This is a genomic window from Paenibacillus montaniterrae (assembly GCF_018403185.1).
GTDB lineage: Bacteria > Bacillota > Bacilli > Paenibacillales > Paenibacillaceae > Pristimantibacillus > Pristimantibacillus montaniterrae.
In genome coordinates this window covers 69,060-88,562 of record NZ_BOSE01000001.1, presented here as the reverse complement: position 1 = coordinate 88,562, position 19,503 = coordinate 69,060, and the positions used below count along the sequence as shown (strand labels likewise).

Sequence of the window (19,503 nt, the reverse complement as noted above, 5' to 3'; positions counted from 1 at the left end):
CCACCTCATTATTTACTTGCTACATTTATACGTTATCATACTACGGCAACTCTGCCAATAGCTTTATGCACCTTTCCCCTTATCAACATCGAGCTGTATCGCTTCGATGCTGGACAGCTCAATTTCCAATGGATGATGCATCGGCCGTGCATAAATGGCCGCTGTCATATACCATTTCCCGTTTCTCTCTTCCAGAAATTGAGGCACAATATGCCTTAACTGCCCGTCCAATCGCACGTACAGGCCAAATCCGAATTTTATTGCAGCTTCTACAATTTGCAAAATTGTCGAGCCATGATAGCGGCGCAGCTCTTGCTGCCAGCTTCTGGTCAGCAGCGCAACATCTTCACAGCGCAAATGCTCGCACACAGTATGAGGGTCAAGCAGCTCTGCTTGCAGCAGCAGCCCAAGAGGATTGCCGCAATAGCTGCCCCAAGCGCGCAGCGGACGCAGCTCATAGTAGCTGTCCAGCCCTTCTGGCTCGGCTTCTGTTAACGGAATAAGCGGGAGCTGACGCTTGTCTGGCTCGACTTGCTCTGAGGCTATCGCAGCGGCAGCAGTTTGAAGCAGCTGCTGGACAAGAACAGGCAGCTCTGCCTGTCCATGCCCTTGTAGCCAGCTGCGAATTTCGTCAATTGAATGTCCTCTCGCAATACAGCCTTGCAAGGAAACGGGCGTTAAACGCAGCAGCAGCACCTCCTGCAGCGATATGACTTCCGCTGCATCCAGCGCATTCCATATAAGCAATGGCCTTGTACCAGGCAGCAACAGCAGCTCTGCATTCGCCTCCACATGCAGCGCGTCATAGGAAGGAGCAGCAAATTCGCGTCGGGCATAGAGCTGCTTCGCCTGCTCGCCATTTCCCTGAGCGTAGGACATCAGACCGCAAAAGCTGAATAATTGCAGCAATGCAACAGTGTTTTGCCGCTGTTCAGGCTGTTCCAGCTGAAGCTGGATCCAGCTGCCGTTGCTGTGCAGCATATCATTGAACGGCAGCAGAGTTGAACGGTCGCACAGCTGGAGCAGCTGCTGCAGTAGCCACTGCCAAATTAAATCATCCTGCGCCTGCTGGCTTTGCTTTAGCCAACTTCCCAGCTGTGCCTGATTGAGCTTTATTCCTTGTTTATTCATCTCGACTAATCCCAAATCGCCAGCCAGCTCCAGCATAAATGCCTCTACTCCGCATGAAGAGCCGGCAAACCAATGCTTCCAGGCTTGCTCCAGCGGGCGCACATCACCCAGCTTTTCTTGCTCCTTCAGCAGCTGCTTGATCGTCGTTTTGCTTAACGAGCCCTGCTTCGTAAAGCTTGGCGGCTGTGAAGAAAGCTGATGCACAAAAAGCAGCAGCCTGAGCCGCAGCGGTACGGAAGCCGCATAACTGCAATGCTGCAGCAGCTCTTCCGGCAGCTCAGCTAATACATGCTTATCCAGTGGACGCAGCAATGCAGCGCGCCAGCTATGAAAGATCGGCAGCGGCATGAGCCAATGGTTGCCTTGCCAAGGGTGTCTGAACAGCATAATCAGGCCAGCCTCAGCAAAGCTTTGCAATACAGCAGTGCACTGCTGCCTCGGACGGCCAAGCCGCTGCGACAGCTCGGCAATTAGCGCGGATTCATTTAGCGGCTTCAACAGATGACCTTTCAGCAGCTCCTGCAGCACCTTCTGCTCACATTCCGTCATATGCTCATAAGCCTGCTCAATCAAGCTCATATCAACAACCGCGAGCTCCCAGACCCATTCCTCTTTATATCGTTCCCACAGGCCGCTCTGCATAAATTTTTGCTTCAGCTCATTCGCAAACATCGAGCGCCATCCTTGTAAGGTCATCATACCAACACCTCTTGTTCATTCACACAACGGTACAAATAGCCTTGCTCCAGCATAAACATGCCTCGCTTCAATGCAAATTCTGTTTCCTTGCTCTGATCTGTTACTAATGTATAAAACCACGCTTCATTTCGGCCTTGCTTCGGCCGCAGCAGTCTGCCAATCCGCTGTGCTTCCTCTTGGCGCGAGCCAAAGCTGCCGGATACCTGGATCGCCACGCAAGCATCAGGCAAATCAACTGCCAAATTCGCTATGCGCGACACAACGAGCGCTTTAATTTCTCCATTGCGAAACTGTTTAAATATCGCTTCCCGCTGCTCATAGCTTGTGCTTCCCGTCAGCAGCGGCAGCTTCAGCGTCGTTGCCAGCTGTCGCAGCTGCTCGATGTATTGACCTATTATTAAAGTGGGAAGCCCGGCATGCTGCTGCATAATAGCAGAGACAACCTTCGTCTTGCTGCTGTTTTCCGCAGCAATTCGCAATCGCTGCCGGGCAGCCGACGCAGCATACAACTGCTGCTCATGCTGCGGCAGTGCAACACGCACCTCGGTACAATGCACCTTAGCAATATACGACTGATCCTCCGCTTTTTTCCAGTTCATATCGTAAAGCTTCGGCCCGACTAAGGAAAACACATCGTTGGCACAGCCGTCCTCACGGATTAATGTCGCAGTCAGTCCTAATCTTCTTGTCGCTTGAATCATAGCCGTCATGCGAAAAATTGGCGCAGGCAGCAGTTGTACCTCATCATAAATGATTAAGCCCCAATCCCGTTCGGAAAACAGCTTCATATGCTCATATTCCCCTGTTTTGCTGTGGCGATGCGTCAAAATCGTGTAGGTAGCAATGGTCACTTTTCCAACAACGCGCTCCTTTCCGCAATAAATGCCAATTTCTTGCGCGCTTATCGTCGTCTTGTCGAGCAGCTCTGCCTGCCATTGCTTTGCTGAGGTAACGCTTGAGGTAACAATTAGCGCAGCTGTTTGAAGACTGGCCAGCACGCCGATTCCGGTTACGGTTTTACCAGTGCCGCAAGGCAACACAATGACACCGCTGCCGCCTAAGCGATCTCGGTGAAATGCGGCAATTGCCTTGCGCTGGTAATCGCGAAGCTGAAAGCTTTTGCCGCCGCGCGTTGCTGTGCCAAGCTCGATTGCCAAATTTTCACCATCATGGTAACCAACCTCGTCTTGCACAGGATAGCCGGCACGAGCAAGCTCTTGCTTGACAAATCCGCGCCCCTCGCGTTTAATCAGCCATATTTCTGCGCTCCTGCGCTGCAAAACCCAGCTGTCTGCTATATGATTCGCTTCTATCTCTTGCATTAACCCAGCATCGCCAACCAGTTGAAGCTCCTCTTCTATTAATTGCAGCTTTAATTTTCCGTAGCGCGACATCCACAGCTTGATTTGAGCTTCACAAGCGCTCGGCAGGCCACCTCGGCAATAGATATGTAATATATTCAGCATGCGCTCGCTTTTTACTCCAAGCGCAAGCGCATTCCAAATGGTTAACGGAGTACATTCGTACACCTCAAATTGGCCCAGCACCTTAAGCAGCTCCGTAAATGGTGAGATAGCAAGTCGTGCTTCTGATGCTGTCGGTGCATGGCGGTCTAGCAGCAGCGTCATATCCCGCTGCATAATAATAACTCCTTTATGCTGCATAACTTTCCCCTTTTCTCATGTTGTCTCTATCGTTAAGTATTGAGGTTTAAGCTCGCTTTTATGCTCGCAATCGCTTGCTTTTATGCGAAATCTATATTTTTCTTTCAGAACTATGATATAATACCTATAAATATCGTTATTTTTTTGCAATTTTCGACATTTTGGAGGATATTCTTTACATGAAAAATTTGATCTCTGTCGCTTGTCTGTTTGCGTTCCTCTTATTGGCTGCATGCTCCAGCTTGTCTACAGCGACATCAAATGTAATTAAAGAGAATACCTGGTATCCAATTGGTAAAGTTATCAGCAATGACAGCTTTGAAATCGTTGTAGGCGACCATATAGAGCAAGTAACCTTTCTATCATTAGATGTTGTTGATATTAATCACGAAGTGCTGGGCGATCGCGTTCATGAATTTCTTACATCACAGCTTACGGCCTCTGAGGAGGTATCATTAAGCTTCGATCAGGAGGTTCGCAATGAAAGCGGCCAATTGCAAGCCATCGTGCAGCTGAAGGACGGCACTAAGCTCAATGAAGTGCTGCTGGAAGCCGGGTATGCCAAGGTGCTTATTGTTGAACCAAATATTAAAATGGAGAACATTTATAAAAAGCATGAGCAGCTGGCCAAAAGCAGCAAAACGGGCATTTGGTATGATGAGCACGAAACAAGCAATGAGGACGTAGCTTTGAAGGAAACGACCTATAAAGGGATTCGGCTTTCTGTCGTAAAAGAGGATCAAAAAGCAATCATATCAAATTATACTTCACAGGACTTGGACCTAAGCGATTGGAAGCTTGTTAGTGTGACAGGCAATCAAATCTACATATTTGAAGATTTGATTTTGGAGCCAGGAGAAACGGCCATTATTTATTCTAAAAATATTGATCATACCTCAGAGAAAAACGCCCTGTATTGGGGAAATGATTTTATTTGGTCACTCTCGGAGAAAGAAAGCGCCGAGCTGTATAATACCAATAACGAGCTGATTGCCGAATGGACGGAATAAGTCCGTTCGGTATCAGCTCTTTTTTTATTCATTTTATGAAGCGCATCAAGGCGTTGCCTGTTCGTTGCTCGCTTCCCCCACATATTGCTCTGCTGTTGCAACAAGCATGCGCAGCGCAACCTGCATCGAGCGCTCATCAATATCAAAGCGTGGATGATGATGGGCGTAGGAAGCGCCAAGCTCGCGATTGCCCGCGCCAACAAACATAAAGCAGCCTGGAACCTTCTGCAAGTAATACGCGAAATCCTCAGCGATCATAATAGGAGAGGCCAGCTCTGCATGCTCTTCCCCTACAAGACTTGCAGCGACCTGCAGGACGCGCTCGGCTTCCGCAGCATCATTGACTACTGCTGGATAGCCTTTTTTGAGCTCATAGCGGCAGGACGCGCCATGCAGCTCGCAAATTTGCCGAACTGTTTTTTCCACTCGCTGCTGAGCCAGCTCTCGGCTTTCTTCATCAAATGTGCGAATCGTTCCTTTAAGCAAGCAGCGTTCGGCGATCACGTTATTAGCCTGCCCTGCCTGAAAGGTGCCGACTGTTACGACGGCGGGTGAAAGCGGATTGATGCTGCGGCTTACGATCGTTTGCAGACTTTGCACAATTTGCGAGCCTACGATGATGGCATCAATCGTATGATGCGGCATACCGCCATGTCCGCCAAGCCCTTGAATCTCAATCGCAAAATCATCAACCGCGCTCATAAAGTTTCCGCCCTTTGTAGCAACCTTGCCATAAGCAAGCGGCGCCCATAAATGCACGCCATAGATGACATCGACGCCATCGAGTGCGCCTTCGGCGATCATCGGTGCAGCTCCTCCAGGCGCTAATTCCTCCGCCGGCTGGAACAACAAGCGGCGCTCTCCCTGCAGCAAACGACGATTTTGCATATAAAACTCAGCAATCGCCAGCAGCGTTGCAGTATGAGCGTCATGACCACAAGCATGCATCGCATTGGGCACCTTGGACGCGTATTCAACCTGCTTCTCATCCTGTATTGGCAAGCCGTCCATATCTGCACGCAGCGCAATTGTCGGTCCGGCTGCTTCGCCTTTAATTGAAACGATCAGACCATAATTTTGCTGGCAGCGCTTCACCTGGCAGCCGATTTGCTCAAGCTGCTGCTGAATCCATGCCGATGTTTGCTGCTCATGAAAGGAAAGCTCAGGATGCTGATGAAGATAACGACGCCATGACACCATCTTGTCATAAGCCTGCTCGATGTACTGTTCCAATTGTGTCATTATGTTCATGTGGTTACCTCCTAAACGCAGATGGATATATGCCTATATTCCTAATTTCTCAAAAAATCTTATTCTAGTTTAACAGAAAATAGAGAATAACGGTAACTTTACTACTAGCTGCATTCATTTTCATCTTATTTAATCAGCTTCAAGCCAACCAATTATCCTAGCAATCTAGTTTTTTTGTCTAGCAGTAAAGCTTGCACAAGAGGTTGAAACATACTATCATTATGAAAGAATAGCTAGACACTCATCATATTGTATTTAGGGGGAAATGGAATGATTATCGAAAATTCCGGACTGAACGGCTTGAAAAGTGAGCTAGGCTACCTTGACGAGGTAACTGAAAAAGCTGGCTTTTTCCGTGGACAATGGGAATACTACCGCGCTACATATGATCTGAAAATTGAAGATCAACAATCTGATAATATTTATTATCTTCGCATCAATACACGTGCTGTTGAAGGAAAGCTTGAACAGTCGCATGCTGTGCTTGTTATTGAACATGTTTATATCGGTCGTGCCACTTTCCCGCATGGCTTGGAATATGAATCTCCAATACCTAAACAAGTAATGGATGTTGCTAACAAAGCCATTCAATCGCTGCATGCTGCCTTGAGCTAATGACGAGGTATATATTATGAAGGCTCCGCAAAAAGCAAGTAAGGGCAGACCTGATTTTTTACTGCTGATCATGACTTTAATGCTGGTCGGATTTGGACTTGTAATGGTATTTAGCGCGAGCTCAGGCGTCGCTGTTGTGTCGGAAATCCACAACCACGACGCCCTTTACTTTACGAAGCGCCAGTTCATATGGGCAGGCATTGGCTTGTTTGTTATGTTCTTTACGATGAATATTCCATTCCGCAGATTCAAGAAGCTGCAAATACTGTTCTTTTTGCCCGTAATTATTATGCTCCTTCTCGTACCTTTTATTGGGCAGGAAATTCATGGTGCAAAAAGCTGGTTCGGATTTGGAGGTCTCGGAATACAACCAACAGAGCCTGCCAAGCTGGCGCTTATTTTGTACTTGGCTGCGCTTATTGCCAAAAAGGGTGAAAAGTTTCGCGATTTCAAGCGCGGACTGCTGCCTGTGCTCATCATCGTTGCTTTCATATGCGGGCTAATAATGATGCAGCCCGATCTCGGTGCGGTCATCATTATCGCGGGCTGTGCGGCAATGATCATATGGGCGGCTGGCGCAAAGCTCAAGCATTTGCTGCTGACGCTGCTTACAAGCGTTGCAGTGATTACCCCGATTGTCCTGATTTCAATGGAGCTTAATCCGAAAGCGTGGAATTACCGGATTGCCCGTTTCACGGCATTTCTTGATCCGGCAGCTCATGCGCAAGGCGATGCCTGGCAGCTCGTATCTTCCCTGCAAGCACTAGGTCACGGCGGTCTGACTGGAGCAGGCTTTGGTGAAAGTGTACAGAAGCTGCACTATTTGAAGTATGCGTATAATGATTTTATTTTTGCGATTATTGCCGAGGAGTTCGGCTTTATCGGCTCGGCACTGTTTATTTTGTTTATGATCGTATTTATATGGCGCGGATTTATTGTAGCTGTGCGCTGCCCGGACACCTTTGGCATGCTGACTGGCATTGGCATTGTTTCACTGCTTGCTTTTCAAACCTTCATCAATATTGGCGGTGTTACAGGCGCAATCCCGTTGACAGGCGTTACGCTGCCATTTATTAGCTACGGCGGTTCGTCGCTACTATTTATACTTATGAGTATGGGCGTGTTATTAAGCATCTCACGCGAATATTATCGCGTCATGAACAAAACAACGGTCACTTCTGTTACAACGAAAAAAACGACTGCCTTTCCCTCAGACTAACAAGGGCGGCAGTCGTTTTTACTGTTTTACTTCTTATTTTAGTCGCATTACTACTTCTTCAGGCTCTTCTTCCTTGAATACTACACCTTCAACCTTTACATTCACTTCTACAACCTGAAGCCCTGTCATATTAGAAACAGCTTCGCGTACATTCAGCTGCAGTTGACGGCAAACTTCTTGGATTGGAATTCCGTAATGTACAATAATACGAAGGTCAATTGCTGCTTCAAGCTGACCTACCTCAACAGTTACACCTTTTTGTACGTTTTTCCCACTAAGGCGCTTAGCAAGCCCTTCGGATATTCCTCCAGACATTGCTGCTATTCCAGGCGTTTCGAGTGCTGCAAGTCCCGCTATTGTAGCTACTACATCATCAGAGATACGAATTACACCAGTTTGAAGTTCCTCGGTCATGTCATTCACTCCTCAATATGCCATATATGTACATTGTATAGGATATTATTACCTTAATCAAGTTGAAGCCAAAAATAAACCCAGCTCCAGACATTTATGCAAAAAAAGGACAATCTCTATTGAGACCGTCCCTTTTGATCTAGTGCTTCATATAGTACAGCCAGATTGCGCTCAAGTCGGCTTAAAATATCTTTCCCTTCGGCATCTGATACAAGTCCGATTCGGATGGCAAAATCGACTTCACGCGAGAATCCATACATTTGAGTATCTAGTACTTCTTCGTATAGTGGACACTGACGGGTTGTAAGATTCGCCATCTGGACTTCAATAAGCTTTTCTATTTTAGCTGCATCTTCCTGCAGAAGACGTAGTGCTCGTTCAGTTAACAACTCCGTGCGCTCTAGTGCAGACATCGAATCCCTCCTTCGCTGCTTCTCCAACAACTTATACTCTCTTTATATTAGACGAAAATCACGTTTAGTACAAGGATAAACTGCAAATTAGAACATATATTAAAAAAGCGCCTCTCCATCAGGAGAAGCGCTTTCTTGTTACTCGGAAATCATTTTTACATTCAGGTTATACTTCGCAAATACTTCAGACATCGCTTTTTTCGCTTCTTCTGCGTCTGGGCCATGAACATGCAGCTCATACGCTTGACCGCCCACTAGCGTTGTGAATAGACCAAGAATACTTTTCACATCAATGTATTTGCTATCTGCCTGTAGCACAATTGAGGAAGTAAACTTGCTCGCAGTTTGAGAAATTTCTACGATTGCCGCGTTATTAGACATGGGAGATCCCTCCATCGAAAAATAAGTATTATCAGATACATCATACCTTGAAAACAGGTATCCTTCAAGCATTTTCCAAACAAAATTGCAGCTAAGCTTTCAATTGCTCCGGATTCAATGCCTGCAAATCATCAACGACAAATTGTCCATCCTTGCGAATTAGCTCATCGTCGAAATAAATTTCTCCTCCGCCATACTCCGGACGCTGAATCAACACGAGATCCCAATGAATGGCACTGCTATTGCCGTTGTTGCATGCTTCATAGCATTGTCCCGGTGTAAAATGCAAGCTGCCTGCAATCTTCTCATCAAATAGTATATCATTCATTGGATGTAAAATATATGGATTAAAGCCGATAGCAAATTCACCTATATAACGAGCACCCTCGTCAGTATCCAAAATTTGATTGAGCTTTTCCGTTTGGTCTCCTGCGTCCGCCTCAACGATTTTACCATTTTTGAAGGTTAGCTTTATGTTTTGGAAGGTCGTGCCGGAATATACGGTCGGCGTATTGTATTGAATCGTCCCCTCAACGGAATCACGGATTGGAGCCGAATAGACTTCCCCGTCCGGAATATTGCGATGACCCGAGCATTTTTTCGCGCCAATGCCTTTAATTGAGAAGCTCAAATCTGTACCAGGGGAAACAATTTTTACGCGATCAGCCTTGCTCATCCGCTGATAGAGTGCTTCCATAGCCCGCTCCATCTTGGCGTAATCAAGATTGCACACATTAAAATAAAAGTTTTCAAACGCTTCCGTACTCATTCCAGCAAGCTGCGCCATCGACGGATTCGGATAGCGCAAAATGACCCACTTCGTATGGTTAACACGCTGCTCCATATGTACCTTTGTACGATGAATCGATTCAAACCATTTGATCGCTTGCTCGGGAACATCGCTCAGTTCATTGACATTGTCGCCAGCTCGAATCCCGATATATCCTTGCATCTGCTTCATGCGAGCAAGATCCAGCTCGGCCCACAGCTCGATCTGCTCCTTGCTGGCATTCATAAGCAGACTGCGCGTAAGCGTGCGTGGATTCAGCTCGACGAATGGTCTGCCGCCTCTATGGCTAATCTCCTCAATCAGCGCTTTAACAAGCTCAACCTCCTCGCCGATCATTTCAATCAAGATGTTCTCGCCAGGCTGCACATCGATCGAGTATTGCACCAAATTTTCCGCCAGACGTTGAATTCTAGGATCACGCATACCATTTCTCCTTTCTATCGCTGAGCATATTGCTTATTCATCGTACCACTTGATCTGGAGTCAGATCAAATGTGATGTTGCTTTTGCGGTATTCCTTAATCATTGCGCCATCTTTCATATAATTCATATTTACGAGTTCTTTCATTTCCAGTTCTACAGCCCGCACAGTGTCGATTGTAATTTCATATTGCGCAGACACCTTCAGCTGTTGAAGCATCTGCTCAAGCTCCCGCTGCGCATGATCAGCCTCCTGCTGGACAAGCGCCAAATGCTTGCCCTCTTCCTTGGCTGATGCTATCGCCTGAAGCGAAACATTGTTAAGCTCCTGCTGTAATTGGTCCTTCCAGCGCTCTGTAACGGCCTGCTCATTCAGCTTCACATTTAATACGACGATATTACGCTCCTTGGACTCATCAAGCCCGTTATATACAATCTCTGACTGCTCAGCATGATCGGCAATAAACTCCAGCTCATTGACAGGATTGTGCACAAAGCTGCTGCTTTGCTCAGCATGCAGCGCAATTTGCTTATGCGCTTCTATCTCACCTTGAAATGCAAACGGAGCAAGCGCAACCCCATCCTCGAAGCCCATCACAACAGAGCCGCTGAAGCGGAAGTTGTCCTCAGCGATCATCCCCGAGCGAACAAGGCTTAACCATTGCTCAGCTGAACGGTTGCCTGTCACCATGCTGCAAGCAGCGACAATGACACAGCATATAAGCATTCCTGCAAGACTGCTATTTTTGCGCATATTCCACCTCAATTATTCGTTATATCATAGAATAGGGTAACTCAATTGCAATATCGTTATGCGCAAAATGGGCAAATAAAAAAGGAGTGCCAGAAAGCCAGTTAAAACTGACCTCCTGAACACTCCTTAAGGCTAACCGATATTTATCCGGTTGCGGCCGTTCTTTTTCGATTCGTACAGCGCCATGTCTGCGCGGTAAAACAACGATTCAACACTGATTTTGTCATGAGAAGCTTCCCACTCGCTAATGCCGCAGGAAACCGTCACCTTCGGGTCTGTCTCGCTTTCCACTCTGATCCGTATCCGTTCAGCAATTTGCACGGCACGCGATGCAGGCACATTTGGCAAATAGATCGCAAGCTCTTCTCCGCCCCAACGCGCCGCTATATCTCCGTTGCGAATCGAGGAGCGGACAATTGCACTCACCTGAATCAGTATCCGATCTCCTACTTGATGGCCGTACGTGTCATTGACGGTTTTGAAGAAATCAATATCGACCAGTATAAGCGAGCCCTGTGCATCAACACGCTGCTTGCGCTGTATCTCTTCATCCAAATAATGACGCACATGCAAATTCGTTAAATTATCGGTAATGATCATTTTGCGCATTTCTGCATGCAGCGAAGCGTTGGTCACGGCAAGCCCGATATGAGTGCTGACGACTTGCAGCAGCTTGTAATTATCATAAGAAAAATAGTTCGCATCACGATGGGTAACGAGTATGACTCCTGCAACCTCGCCATCAACAAAAATAGGCGCTCCAATCAATGAACGGGAATTGGTATCCTCCATCAGCTCGGAGGAAACCGATTTCGTATTTTTATAGTCGGACGTTATTAGCGCTTCCTTTGTGCGGTATACAACCCCGGTGAAGCCATAATCATTGGCATAGGTTTTGCCGACCAGCACTTCCAAATTGCTCGCTCTCACCTTAAACTCATTGCTTTTGCGATCCAGTTGCAGCACACAGCAATAATCAGCAGCAAAAATTTTTAACAGCTCGGCAGTTGCGTATTGGAATATTTCCCGCGAACGAAGCGACTGATTAAGCCGCTTGGTCATTTCGTTAATAATTCGCAGCTCATTGATCAGCAAATTCGATTGTTCATACAGCTTGGCGTTTTCAAACGCAGAGCCTGCTGTATCAGCAATCAGCATAAAGGCAGGCAGATCCGACTCGTCCCAATGCACCATATTGATTTCAATGCAAAGCACGCCGTATGCAGCCTGCTTGCCGTTCATTGGAATCGCCAGCCGAATATAGCCGGGCTGCTCGCGATCAATGCAGCATTTGCCTTCAAGAAATGCTTCTGTCACGATATCATTGGCTGAATTGCGAAATTCCAGCGGTCGTACGCGGCTATCGCCTTCCAAATGATCCTGCGACAAATAAAGGTAGATTTCAGAATCCTGATACAGCTCTTCCAGGCTGTGCAGCATTTCTCTCACTACGCTTTCAGCATCGATCTGATCATACAAGCGCTTGGAAATTAAAAAAAGACGCTCGCGATGGGTCGCTTCCTTGTCAATTAAATTCTTTTGCAGCATTATCTCTTTTACAAAGACGCTTTCAAAGACGCGATAGAAATGGACGCGATAATGCTTCATATAGCCTTCGAGCTCCGGCTTGCTAATCGCAAGGCGCTCATTGACGGCATAAATAAAAGCAGCAAATACTTTGCGGTCCTTGCGTCTTGTAACAGGAATTGCGCTATATTGTACACCTTGCTCCAGCAAGACGGAATAAGCTTCACTTTGAATACATTGCATGGCCAGCCTATTCATAGTTTCATCCCAATCGGATGCGTTCAGCTTATGCTGTTCAGGCATATCAGTACTATAAATAGATGCTGATCTTGAATACAGGCGGAACATTCCATATTGGCATGCCTCCATATCTCGCGCATCCTCATACCACGCATGAAAGCTTTCCTTATATAGCTCTGGCAAGTATGGTTCATCTGCATCATGGAAATCTTCATCTGCAAACCAGATCGTTGGCTTATTTACTCCAATAGTTCCGTCCATCATCATATACCCAACCCTTTCCTTCACTACCCTAAGGAGATGAGCTTTCTCTTCCATATCATACTCTATTTTTAAGAATTTTGCACTATTATCCTGCAAAATATTAGGACTTTAGGCGGTATAAATTACTTGGGATTTATGAGTCAAAAAGTTTAGCGCTTTCATTTCTTGACTTTTACCTGGGAGACTTTATAATATTATTGATGGTATTATGGGCGTACGGTTTTGTGTCACCCTCAGGATATGCAAGGGCTGTCGGGCCTGCGGCTGATGTGTCTGACAGTGTAGTATATGAGTTAACTACACCTTCATGTCCGCGAAACACAACCCCATCCTCAATAATTTCATTTGATGAAGGAGTTAATCGACACATGTCACGTTACACTGGTCCAAAATTCAAACTAAGCCGCCGTCTAGGAATTTCACTAAGCGGTACTGGTAAAGATCTTAAAAGACCGTTCCCTCCAGGACAACACGGTCCAAACTCTCGCCGCAAAGTGAGCGGTTACGGCTTGCAGCTTATGGAAAAGCAAAAGCTTCGTCATATGTACGGCTTGGGCGAAAAGCAATTCCACAACCTTTACACTAGAGCAACTAAAATGAAAGGTATCGCGGGTGAAAACTTCATGGTGCTTCTTGAAAGCCGCCTTGATAACCTTGTATACCGTCTAGGCTTTGCCAACTCTCGTGCAGGTGCTCGTCAGCTTGTTGCTCACGGTCACGTTACAGTTAACGGCAAAAAGGTTGATATTGCTTCCTACGCTGTTTCAGTAGGCGATGTAATTGGTCTACGCGAGCGCAGCCGCAGTTTGAAATCTGTTAAAGAAGCTCTTGAAAATCGTGTTCATTTGCCAAACTACCTTGAGTTCAACGATCAAGCTGTTGAAGGCAAATACGTTCGCTTGCCAGAGCGCTCTGAGCTTTCTCAAGAAATCGACGAAAAGCAAATTGTCGAGTTCTACTCTCGTTAATTTATTTACAAAAAGGACTGCATCGACATGCAGTCCTTTTTCTTATTTCTATGCACTTTCTACATGAATCATGCTATAGGTGAAAGCTGCTCATAGCAACCCCTGCGTTATTCCTTCTCCTTCAATTCGAGGCTTGCTTGAATTGCTTGTTCAATTTGCTTACTTGCCTCATTCGAGCTTCCCGCGCTGCTGCCTTTGCCGTTAGCGAGACGAGAAATCATTTGATTAATGTCCAGCCCCGTTACATTTTCCAGCATTTCAGGCGCGGTAGCCATTAGCGAGGTAACATAGTTGCTAACTCTTGCAGCCCCTTCGCCATTGCCTGTATCGACAACAGACAGCTTATCAATATTGCCAATCGGCTCAGCAATTTTGCCTGCAAGCTCAGGCAGCATTTTCAGCACGATATCCAGCACCGCAGCCTCGCCGAATTTCTCGAACGCCACAGCAAGCTTTTCCTTCGCTTCGGCTTCCGCCAAACCTTTCAAGCGAATAACCTCCGCTGTCGCCGTACCTTGAGCACGCTCAACCTCGGCAATCGCCATACCTTCAAGCCGCTTTTGTTCAGCACTCGCCTTCGCTTCTGCTTCAATCCGATATTGCAGCGCATCTGCCTCGCGAAGCTGTCTTGCCTTGTTTGCTTCAGCCGCTTGCTCAACCGCATAGCGGTCAGCGTCCGCTTTTTTCTTCACTTCTGCATCATACTGCTTCTCGCGTTTGGAAATTTCCATTGCTTCAAGGTCGATTTCCCGTTCCTTGCGGACGAGCTCAATTTTCATTTGCTCCTCAACGACGACCTGCTTCGCTTTTGCTTCCTGGATCGCATAGGCTTGATCCGCTTCTGCTTTTGCCGTATCCTGATCCTTTTTAAATGAAGCGATTTTCATCTCTTTGTCGCGCTCTGCCTCAGAGATATTCGTATCCTTTAACAGCTCTGCCTTTTGCGCTGCTTCTGTAGCAAGAGCCTTTTGAATCGTTGCATCGCGCTCCGCTTCTGCCTCTGCTATTTCCGCATCGCGCTTGACCGCAGCAATTCTCGGTTTTCCGAGCGCATCTAAGTATCCGTGCTTGTCGCGCACATCCTTAATGGTGAAGGAAACGATTTGCAAGCCCATTTTTTTTAAATCACGCGCCGCTACGCCTTGCACCTCTTGCGCAAATTTGTCGCGATTGCGGTAAATTTCCTCTACGGTCATCGTACCCAAAATCGCCCGCAAATGGCCCTCAAGCACTTCCTGCGCCTCGCTTTTCAACGCTTCAGTCGGCTTGCCGAGAAACTGCTCAGCCGCTGTAGCAATATCCTCAATCGAGCCGCCAACCTTAATAATCGCTACCCCGTTTGAAAACACTGGCACGCCTTGTGCTGAGTACACCTCAGGCGTCGCAATATCAAGCTTGTGGGATAATAAAGAAAGAAATTGTGATTGCTGGAAGATTGGAATAATAAAGGCGCCGCCGCCGCGAATAATTTTTACTTTTCTACCTGACTCATCGACCATTGTGTTGCGGGTACCGAGAAATGACCCGGTTACGAGCATCGCTTCATCAGGGCTCACCGTCTTATATCTGGCCCAGAACGCCAACCCGAGTACTACGATAACACCAACTACAATAAAGGTAATAGTCATAGCAAATGTGTTTTCCATGAAAAATCTCCTCTCTATTCTAAATCTACTTCGGATACTAGCAGTACGCCATCATCTAAGTCGATGACAACAACGGTAGCCTCGCTGCCGATTGCAATTTGATCAAAGCTCGCCGCCGTATGGTTGACGATGCCGCCCGCAGTTTTTACAATAACCTCGCCATAGCCCTCTGCGGGAATTGGCACAGTAACCTGAGCCTGCTTGCCGATCAATTCTACAATAGAGTAGCTTAAAGACATTTCTGCATTGGACATTGGCTTCACATAAAAATAGTAAATGAACACTACGCCAATTGCAGCGGCTGCCAGCGCAATAGCCGCTATTGCCAACATCGCTAGAGACGTAAATCTGCTCATTAATATGCCTGCTCCGCCAAATATGGTAAGTCCGCCGATCAATGTTGTAGGCTGCAAAATGGGCAGATGGCTTACCTGCAGCCACTCTGTTGAAGCATCTACAGCTCCTGATAAAGCGTCGCCGAAAATGATGACGATCAGCGTGTACAATACGCCGATCAAAAAGCATACCCAAAATAAAGTTTCCATTCTCCCTCCTCCTCTTAAGCTGTCCTCGGAGTTCTCAAACACACCCTAATTGTTTACTCCATTGGCAACATTTTTATCTACTTCATTATACTTCATTTTCGCCCAATCCGTTGCACTTATTTGACTGAAGCAGCAAAAACGCAACTTTTGCCATTTTTATCGCGTTAAACGTATAGATCAAAAGATGCGATATTTCAGCAAAATATGCGAATCCATCGAAATTTATGGTATAATACGAATGTTATGCTGGAGGAGGAATGTGAACTTATGGAAGAGGAACAAAAGCCACAGAGTCGGCCATACGGCGCTTTTCGGTGGTTTAGCCTTATTAGCTTTTTAACCTTGAAATGGGTTATTCTCTTTCTTATTTTTGGTGGTTTGCTGGCCGGCGGAGCGATTACAGGCTACGTAGCTGCAAACGTCAAGGATGAGGAAATTCGCCCTCAATCCTATATCCAAAGCAAGGTCGAAGAATACTCCATGACGGGATATGTCTATTTCAACGATGGCACATTAGTTGGTCAGTTGCGAACAGACGAAGATCGGATTGTCGTTACATACGATGAAATTCCACAAAACGTGCTGGACGCACTTGTCGCTACAGAGGATCAAAACTTCTGGGAGCATATCGGAATCGATGCTCATGGCCTCGGCCGAGCTGTTAAGGAAAGATTATTCAATGAGGATACGCAAACTGGCGGCAGTACTTTGACGCAGCAATTGGCGAGACGCGTATTTTTAAGTCTGGATCGTACAGAAAGTCGTAAAATTAAAGAAATCTTTTTGTCGATTCGCATGGAGCGCTATTTGAATAAGGAAGAAATTATAACTGCATATTTGAATAAAATGCCGTTTGGCAATGGCTCTAACGGATATCAAGTCTTTGGCATCAAGGCTGCTGCCAAAGGAATATTCGGAATCGAGGATCTTAGCAAGCTTAATATCGCACAAGCAGCTTACTTGGCAGGCTTGCCGCAGCTCCCTTCCAGATATACTGCGTTTACTGGAACTGGCGAGTACAATGAGGAAGGCATCCAAAATGCAATTAAGCGACAGCATACGGTACTAAAGCGAATGAAGGAAACAGGAAAAATTACTGAAGAAGAATACGAGCAGGCGCTTAACTTCAACATCCGCGAGTCTATTGCCGAGCCTACGGAAAGAGCGTACAATACGTACCCATTCCTTATGCTGGAGGCTGAGCGCGAAGCAGCTAAAATGCTGCTGCTTCAGGAAAACAAGGAGCTTACGCTTGAAGACCTGAATAAGGAAGAAAATGCTCATCTTGTTGAAGATGCTCGCGATGCATTGCTTCGTGGCGGCTATCATGTCTATACGACGATCGATAAAGAAGTATACAATATTATGCGCGAGATCGGCAGCAATCCTGACAACTTCACGCCTGATAGTGCTGAAAAAGGCATTGAGCAAGTCGGCGCAATGCTGATCGATCACTCCACCGGCGCTATTCTTGGCATGCTGGAAGGTCGCGACTTCTATAAAGAGCAGCTGAATCACGCTACGCAAATGATTCGTCAGCCAGGTTCGACAATGAAAACGTTGGCCGCATATTTGCCAGCTATCGAAAAAGGAATTGTTCAGCCAGCCAGTATTATTGATGATTCTCCGCTTATTTTGCAGGATGGTCAGAAGGGCTTTCATATTCCGATGAACTCGAATCGCAAATTTGCAGGGCTGGTTACAGCTCGGAACGCGTTGAACCGCTCTCTTAATATTCCAGCGCTTAAAATTTACAATGAGGATTTGACAATTCCTGTCGCGCTGGACTTTGTTAAAGAGCTGGGCATTACGACGATAACGGAATCCGACTACTATGCCAAAACTGGCGTAATCGGCGGTCTGGAGCGCGGTGTAACCGTTGAGGAAATGACCAATGCTTACGGTGCGATTCCGAACAACGGCGAATTAAACGACGCATATATGATTGAAAAAATTACAGATCCAAACGGCAAAATCATTTATGAGCACAAAACTACGCCAAAACGCGTATTCTCTGAGCAAACTGCATTTTTAATGACTGACATGCTGCGTACAGTTATTGCCGATGGTGCAGGTACCGGTGCAGCGCTGCGCAATCAGCTTAAAGCTTACGGCTCGATTGACTTTGCAGGTAAAACAGGGTCAACGCAAAGCTATGGCGATGTATGGTTTGTCGGCTTTACGCCAGATGTTACGCTAGGAGTATGGGCAGGCTATGAGAAGCCAATTCATACATTGTCTACGAATGGCCGCACTAGAGCTCGTAATGTATGGGGATTAATTATGAATGAATTGACGGAAAAACGTCCGGATTTATTCGAAAACAAGAAATTTACGCAGCCGGACAATATCGTTAAGGCTACCGTGTCTTCAACAAGCGGCTTGCTTCCTTCCAGCTTGAATAGAGCTGAAGGGCTGCTCGTAACCGACTGGTTCAACAAAGCATATTTGCCTACCAAGGTTGACGACACACTGGTCAAAATGAAGGTTATAGAATATAACGGCATCAACTATAAGCCTAATGAGCTAACACCGGAGGATATGCTCGTCGAGAAGACGGTAATTGTCCGCAAGTCGCCTTTGGATCAGCTTATGCTTGATCTGCAAGCGGCACAATCGAAGCTGCCTGCGAGCAGCCGCCGTGATCTATCTGTCTATGTTCCTGCCGATGCTGGCAGAGATGCGCCTTCGGTTGTAGATCCTCGCAAGGATGATGGAGCAAATCCGGATTATCCGCCGAACGTGAGATTGAACAGCGGTGGAAATGGCCAGTTCGTGTTAAGCTTCGAGAATAGCGGCTCAACAGATGTTGTCGGCTATCGCGTTTATCGTTCGATAAATGGCGGTGAGTACGAAAAATATGGCGACTCAATTCGCTACAGCAAAGGTAATTATTCCGTACCAGTTGCTGTTGATCCGTCGCAATTTACTAGATTCTATGTCGTAGCAGTTGATGTTGTCGGCAAGCAATCCGAGCCAAGCTTGACCGTTGAATACGGCAACTATAATCCGATCCCGGATATTGACATTCCTGGCTTGCCTGGCGAAGGCCAAAGTGGCGGCAATGGCAACAATGGGAATGGGAACGGCAATAACGGAAACAACGGCAACAACGGCAACAACGGCAACGGAAATGGTAATGGCAACAATGGACAGCATGGCGGGGGCAACAATGGCAATGGGCAGGCTGAATTAGCTGCTCCGTCAGCCCCTGTTGGTCTAGGCTCCGAATATGTTGGGATGAATCTTGTGCTAAGCTGGTCTGATAATCCGGTTACCGAGCAGGTAACAGAGTATCATGTCTACTACAGTGCGAATAACGATAACAATTATGTGAAGCTTGGTATGACCAATTCAGCAGTTTTCGAGCATAGCGGCGCACAGTCTGGCGGCGCCTATCTTGTAACGGCTGTCAATGATGCAGGCGAATCGGCTTATTCAGCCAAGCTGATCGCACCATAAAATGCTTAAAGGGGAAGCAAGAAAGTCAGTGTATACTGAAACTTTCTTGCTTCCCCTTTCTTGTTTGCAGTCATTCAACGTTTCGGGCTT

16 protein-coding genes are annotated in these 19,503 nt (G+C 46.7%); 5 read left to right on the top strand and 11 right to left on the bottom strand.

The window, feature by feature from the left end:
• Positions 1–63 precede the first annotated feature (63 nt).
• Both KJS52_RS00490 and KJS52_RS00485 read right to left on the bottom strand, forming a co-directional pair.
• Positions 64–1,827 carry a hypothetical protein gene (locus KJS52_RS00490; RefSeq protein WP_213512678.1) on the bottom strand — a complete coding sequence of 588 codons (1,764 nt, stop codon included), beginning with the start codon at positions 1,825–1,827 and terminating at the stop codon, positions 64–66.
• Entirely contained in the window at positions 1,827–3,494 is a 1,668-nt protein-coding gene (locus tag KJS52_RS00485; RefSeq protein ID WP_213512676.1) for a DNA repair helicase XPB, read from the bottom strand. Before KJS52_RS00485 ends, KJS52_RS00490 begins: the two co-directional genes overlap by 1 nt.
• A gap of 179 nt (positions 3,495–3,673) precedes the next feature.
• On the opposite strand from KJS52_RS00485, the gene KJS52_RS00480 reads away from it, so the two are divergent.
• Entirely contained in the window at positions 3,674–4,504 is an 831-nt protein-coding gene (locus KJS52_RS00480) for a lamin tail domain-containing protein (RefSeq protein WP_213512674.1), read from the top strand.
• A 45-nt stretch (positions 4,505–4,549) separates the two neighbouring features.
• Here KJS52_RS00480 and KJS52_RS00475 read toward each other — a convergent pair whose 3' ends face one another.
• Entirely contained in the window at positions 4,550–5,755 is a 1,206-nt protein-coding gene (locus KJS52_RS00475; protein WP_213512672.1) for an amidohydrolase, read from the bottom strand.
• Positions 5,756–6,025: 270 nt separating this feature from the next.
• Here KJS52_RS00475 and KJS52_RS00470 point away from each other — a divergent pair, with 270 nt between their 5' ends.
• Both KJS52_RS00470 and ftsW read left to right on the top strand, forming a co-directional pair.
• Positions 6,026–6,370, top strand: a complete 345-nt coding sequence (locus KJS52_RS00470) for a YugN family protein (protein ID WP_213512670.1) — start codon at positions 6,026–6,028, stop codon at positions 6,368–6,370.
• A 16-nt stretch (positions 6,371–6,386) separates the two neighbouring features.
• On the top strand, positions 6,387–7,589 hold the full coding sequence (gene ftsW, locus KJS52_RS00465; RefSeq protein ID WP_213512668.1) for a putative lipid II flippase FtsW: 1,203 nt from the start codon (positions 6,387–6,389) through the stop codon (positions 7,587–7,589).
• 33 nt (positions 7,590–7,622) lie between these two features.
• On the opposite strand, the gene KJS52_RS00460 is transcribed toward ftsW, so the two are convergent.
• The 6 genes from KJS52_RS00460 to KJS52_RS00435 form a co-directional block, all read right to left on the bottom strand.
• A complete protein-coding gene (locus KJS52_RS00460) occupies positions 7,623–8,003 on the bottom strand; it encodes an Asp23/Gls24 family envelope stress response protein (protein ID WP_213512666.1) in 381 nt (126 codons plus the stop codon).
• 116 nt (positions 8,004–8,119) lie between these two features.
• Positions 8,120–8,416, bottom strand: coding sequence for an Fpa/YlaN family protein (locus KJS52_RS00455; RefSeq protein ID WP_213512664.1), 297 nt, complete (start codon positions 8,414–8,416; stop codon positions 8,120–8,122).
• 138 nt (positions 8,417–8,554) lie between these two features.
• Positions 8,555–8,797 (bottom strand): HPr family phosphocarrier protein, encoded by a 243-nt coding sequence (locus tag KJS52_RS00450; protein WP_213512662.1) that lies wholly within the window; start codon positions 8,795–8,797, stop codon positions 8,555–8,557.
• A 91-nt stretch (positions 8,798–8,888) separates the two neighbouring features.
• The gene (locus KJS52_RS00445) at positions 8,889–10,010 is read right to left on the bottom strand and encodes an aminopeptidase (RefSeq protein WP_213512655.1); all 1,122 of its coding nucleotides are present in this window, start codon (positions 10,008–10,010) and stop codon (positions 8,889–8,891) included.
• Between the two features lie 37 nt (positions 10,011–10,047).
• Complete coding sequence (locus KJS52_RS00440; protein WP_213512653.1) at positions 10,048–10,698, bottom strand: hypothetical protein; 651 nt, start codon at positions 10,696–10,698, stop codon at positions 10,048–10,050.
• Between the two features lie 195 nt (positions 10,699–10,893).
• On the bottom strand, positions 10,894–12,789 hold the full coding sequence (locus KJS52_RS00435) for a sensor domain-containing diguanylate cyclase (RefSeq protein WP_213512651.1): 1,896 nt from the start codon (positions 12,787–12,789) through the stop codon (positions 10,894–10,896).
• Positions 12,790–13,160: 371 nt separating this feature from the next.
• On the opposite strand from KJS52_RS00435, the gene rpsD reads away from it, so the two are divergent.
• Complete coding sequence (gene rpsD / locus KJS52_RS00430; RefSeq protein WP_213512649.1) at positions 13,161–13,760, top strand: 30S ribosomal protein S4; 600 nt, start codon at positions 13,161–13,163, stop codon at positions 13,758–13,760.
• 107 nt (positions 13,761–13,867) lie between these two features.
• On the opposite strand, the gene floT is transcribed toward rpsD, so the two are convergent.
• Both floT and KJS52_RS00420 read right to left on the bottom strand, forming a co-directional pair.
• Positions 13,868–15,406 (bottom strand): flotillin lipid rafts scaffold protein FloT, encoded by a 1,539-nt coding sequence (gene floT, locus KJS52_RS00425; RefSeq protein ID WP_281425528.1) that lies wholly within the window; start codon positions 15,404–15,406, stop codon positions 13,868–13,870.
• 14 nt (positions 15,407–15,420) lie between these two features.
• A complete protein-coding gene (locus tag KJS52_RS00420; RefSeq protein WP_213512642.1) occupies positions 15,421–15,951 on the bottom strand; it encodes an NfeD family membrane protein in 531 nt (176 codons plus the stop codon).
• A 267-nt stretch (positions 15,952–16,218) separates the two neighbouring features.
• On the opposite strand from KJS52_RS00420, the gene KJS52_RS00415 reads away from it, so the two are divergent.
• A complete protein-coding gene (locus KJS52_RS00415; protein ID WP_246563010.1) occupies positions 16,219–19,413 on the top strand; it encodes a transglycosylase domain-containing protein in 3,195 nt (1,064 codons plus the stop codon).
• Positions 19,414–19,503 lie beyond the last annotated feature (90 nt).

Bases quoted from the DNA above. Each gene is read 5' to 3' on its own strand.
- KJS52_RS00490 (WP_213512678.1), bottom strand. From the start codon at position 1,827: ATGACCTTACAAGGATGGCGCTCGATGTTTGCGAATGAGCTGAAGCAA.
- KJS52_RS00485 (WP_213512676.1), bottom strand. From the start codon at position 3,494: ATGCAGCATAAAGGAGTTATTATTATGCAGCGGGATATGACGCTGCTG.
- KJS52_RS00480 (WP_213512674.1), top strand. From the start codon at position 3,674: ATGAAAAATTTGATCTCTGTCGCTTGTCTGTTTGCGTTCCTCTTATTG.
- KJS52_RS00475 (WP_213512672.1), bottom strand. From the start codon at position 5,755: ATGAACATAATGACACAATTGGAACAGTACATCGAGCAGGCTTATGAC.
- KJS52_RS00470 (WP_213512670.1), top strand. From the start codon at position 6,026: ATGATTATCGAAAATTCCGGACTGAACGGCTTGAAAAGTGAGCTAGGC.
- ftsW (WP_213512668.1), top strand. From the start codon at position 6,387: ATGAAGGCTCCGCAAAAAGCAAGTAAGGGCAGACCTGATTTTTTACTG.
- KJS52_RS00460 (WP_213512666.1), bottom strand. From the start codon at position 8,003: ATGACCGAGGAACTTCAAACTGGTGTAATTCGTATCTCTGATGATGTA.
- KJS52_RS00455 (WP_213512664.1), bottom strand. From the start codon at position 8,416: ATGTCTGCACTAGAGCGCACGGAGTTGTTAACTGAACGAGCACTACGT.
- KJS52_RS00450 (WP_213512662.1), bottom strand. From the start codon at position 8,797: ATGTCTAATAACGCGGCAATCGTAGAAATTTCTCAAACTGCGAGCAAG.
- KJS52_RS00445 (WP_213512655.1), bottom strand. From the start codon at position 10,010: ATGCGTGATCCTAGAATTCAACGTCTGGCGGAAAATTTGGTGCAATAC.
- KJS52_RS00440 (WP_213512653.1), bottom strand. From the start codon at position 10,698: ATGGTGACAGGCAACCGTTCAGCTGAGCAATGGTTAAGCCTTGTTCGC.
- KJS52_RS00435 (WP_213512651.1), bottom strand. From the start codon at position 12,789: ATGGACGGAACTATTGGAGTAAATAAGCCAACGATCTGGTTTGCAGAT.
- rpsD (WP_213512649.1), top strand. From the start codon at position 13,161: ATGTCACGTTACACTGGTCCAAAATTCAAACTAAGCCGCCGTCTAGGA.
- floT (WP_281425528.1), bottom strand. From the start codon at position 15,406: ATGGAAAACACATTTGCTATGACTATTACCTTTATTGTAGTTGGTGTT.
- KJS52_RS00420 (WP_213512642.1), bottom strand. From the start codon at position 15,951: ATGGAAACTTTATTTTGGGTATGCTTTTTGATCGGCGTATTGTACACG.
- KJS52_RS00415 (WP_246563010.1), top strand. From the start codon at position 16,219: ATGGAAGAGGAACAAAAGCCACAGAGTCGGCCATACGGCGCTTTTCGG.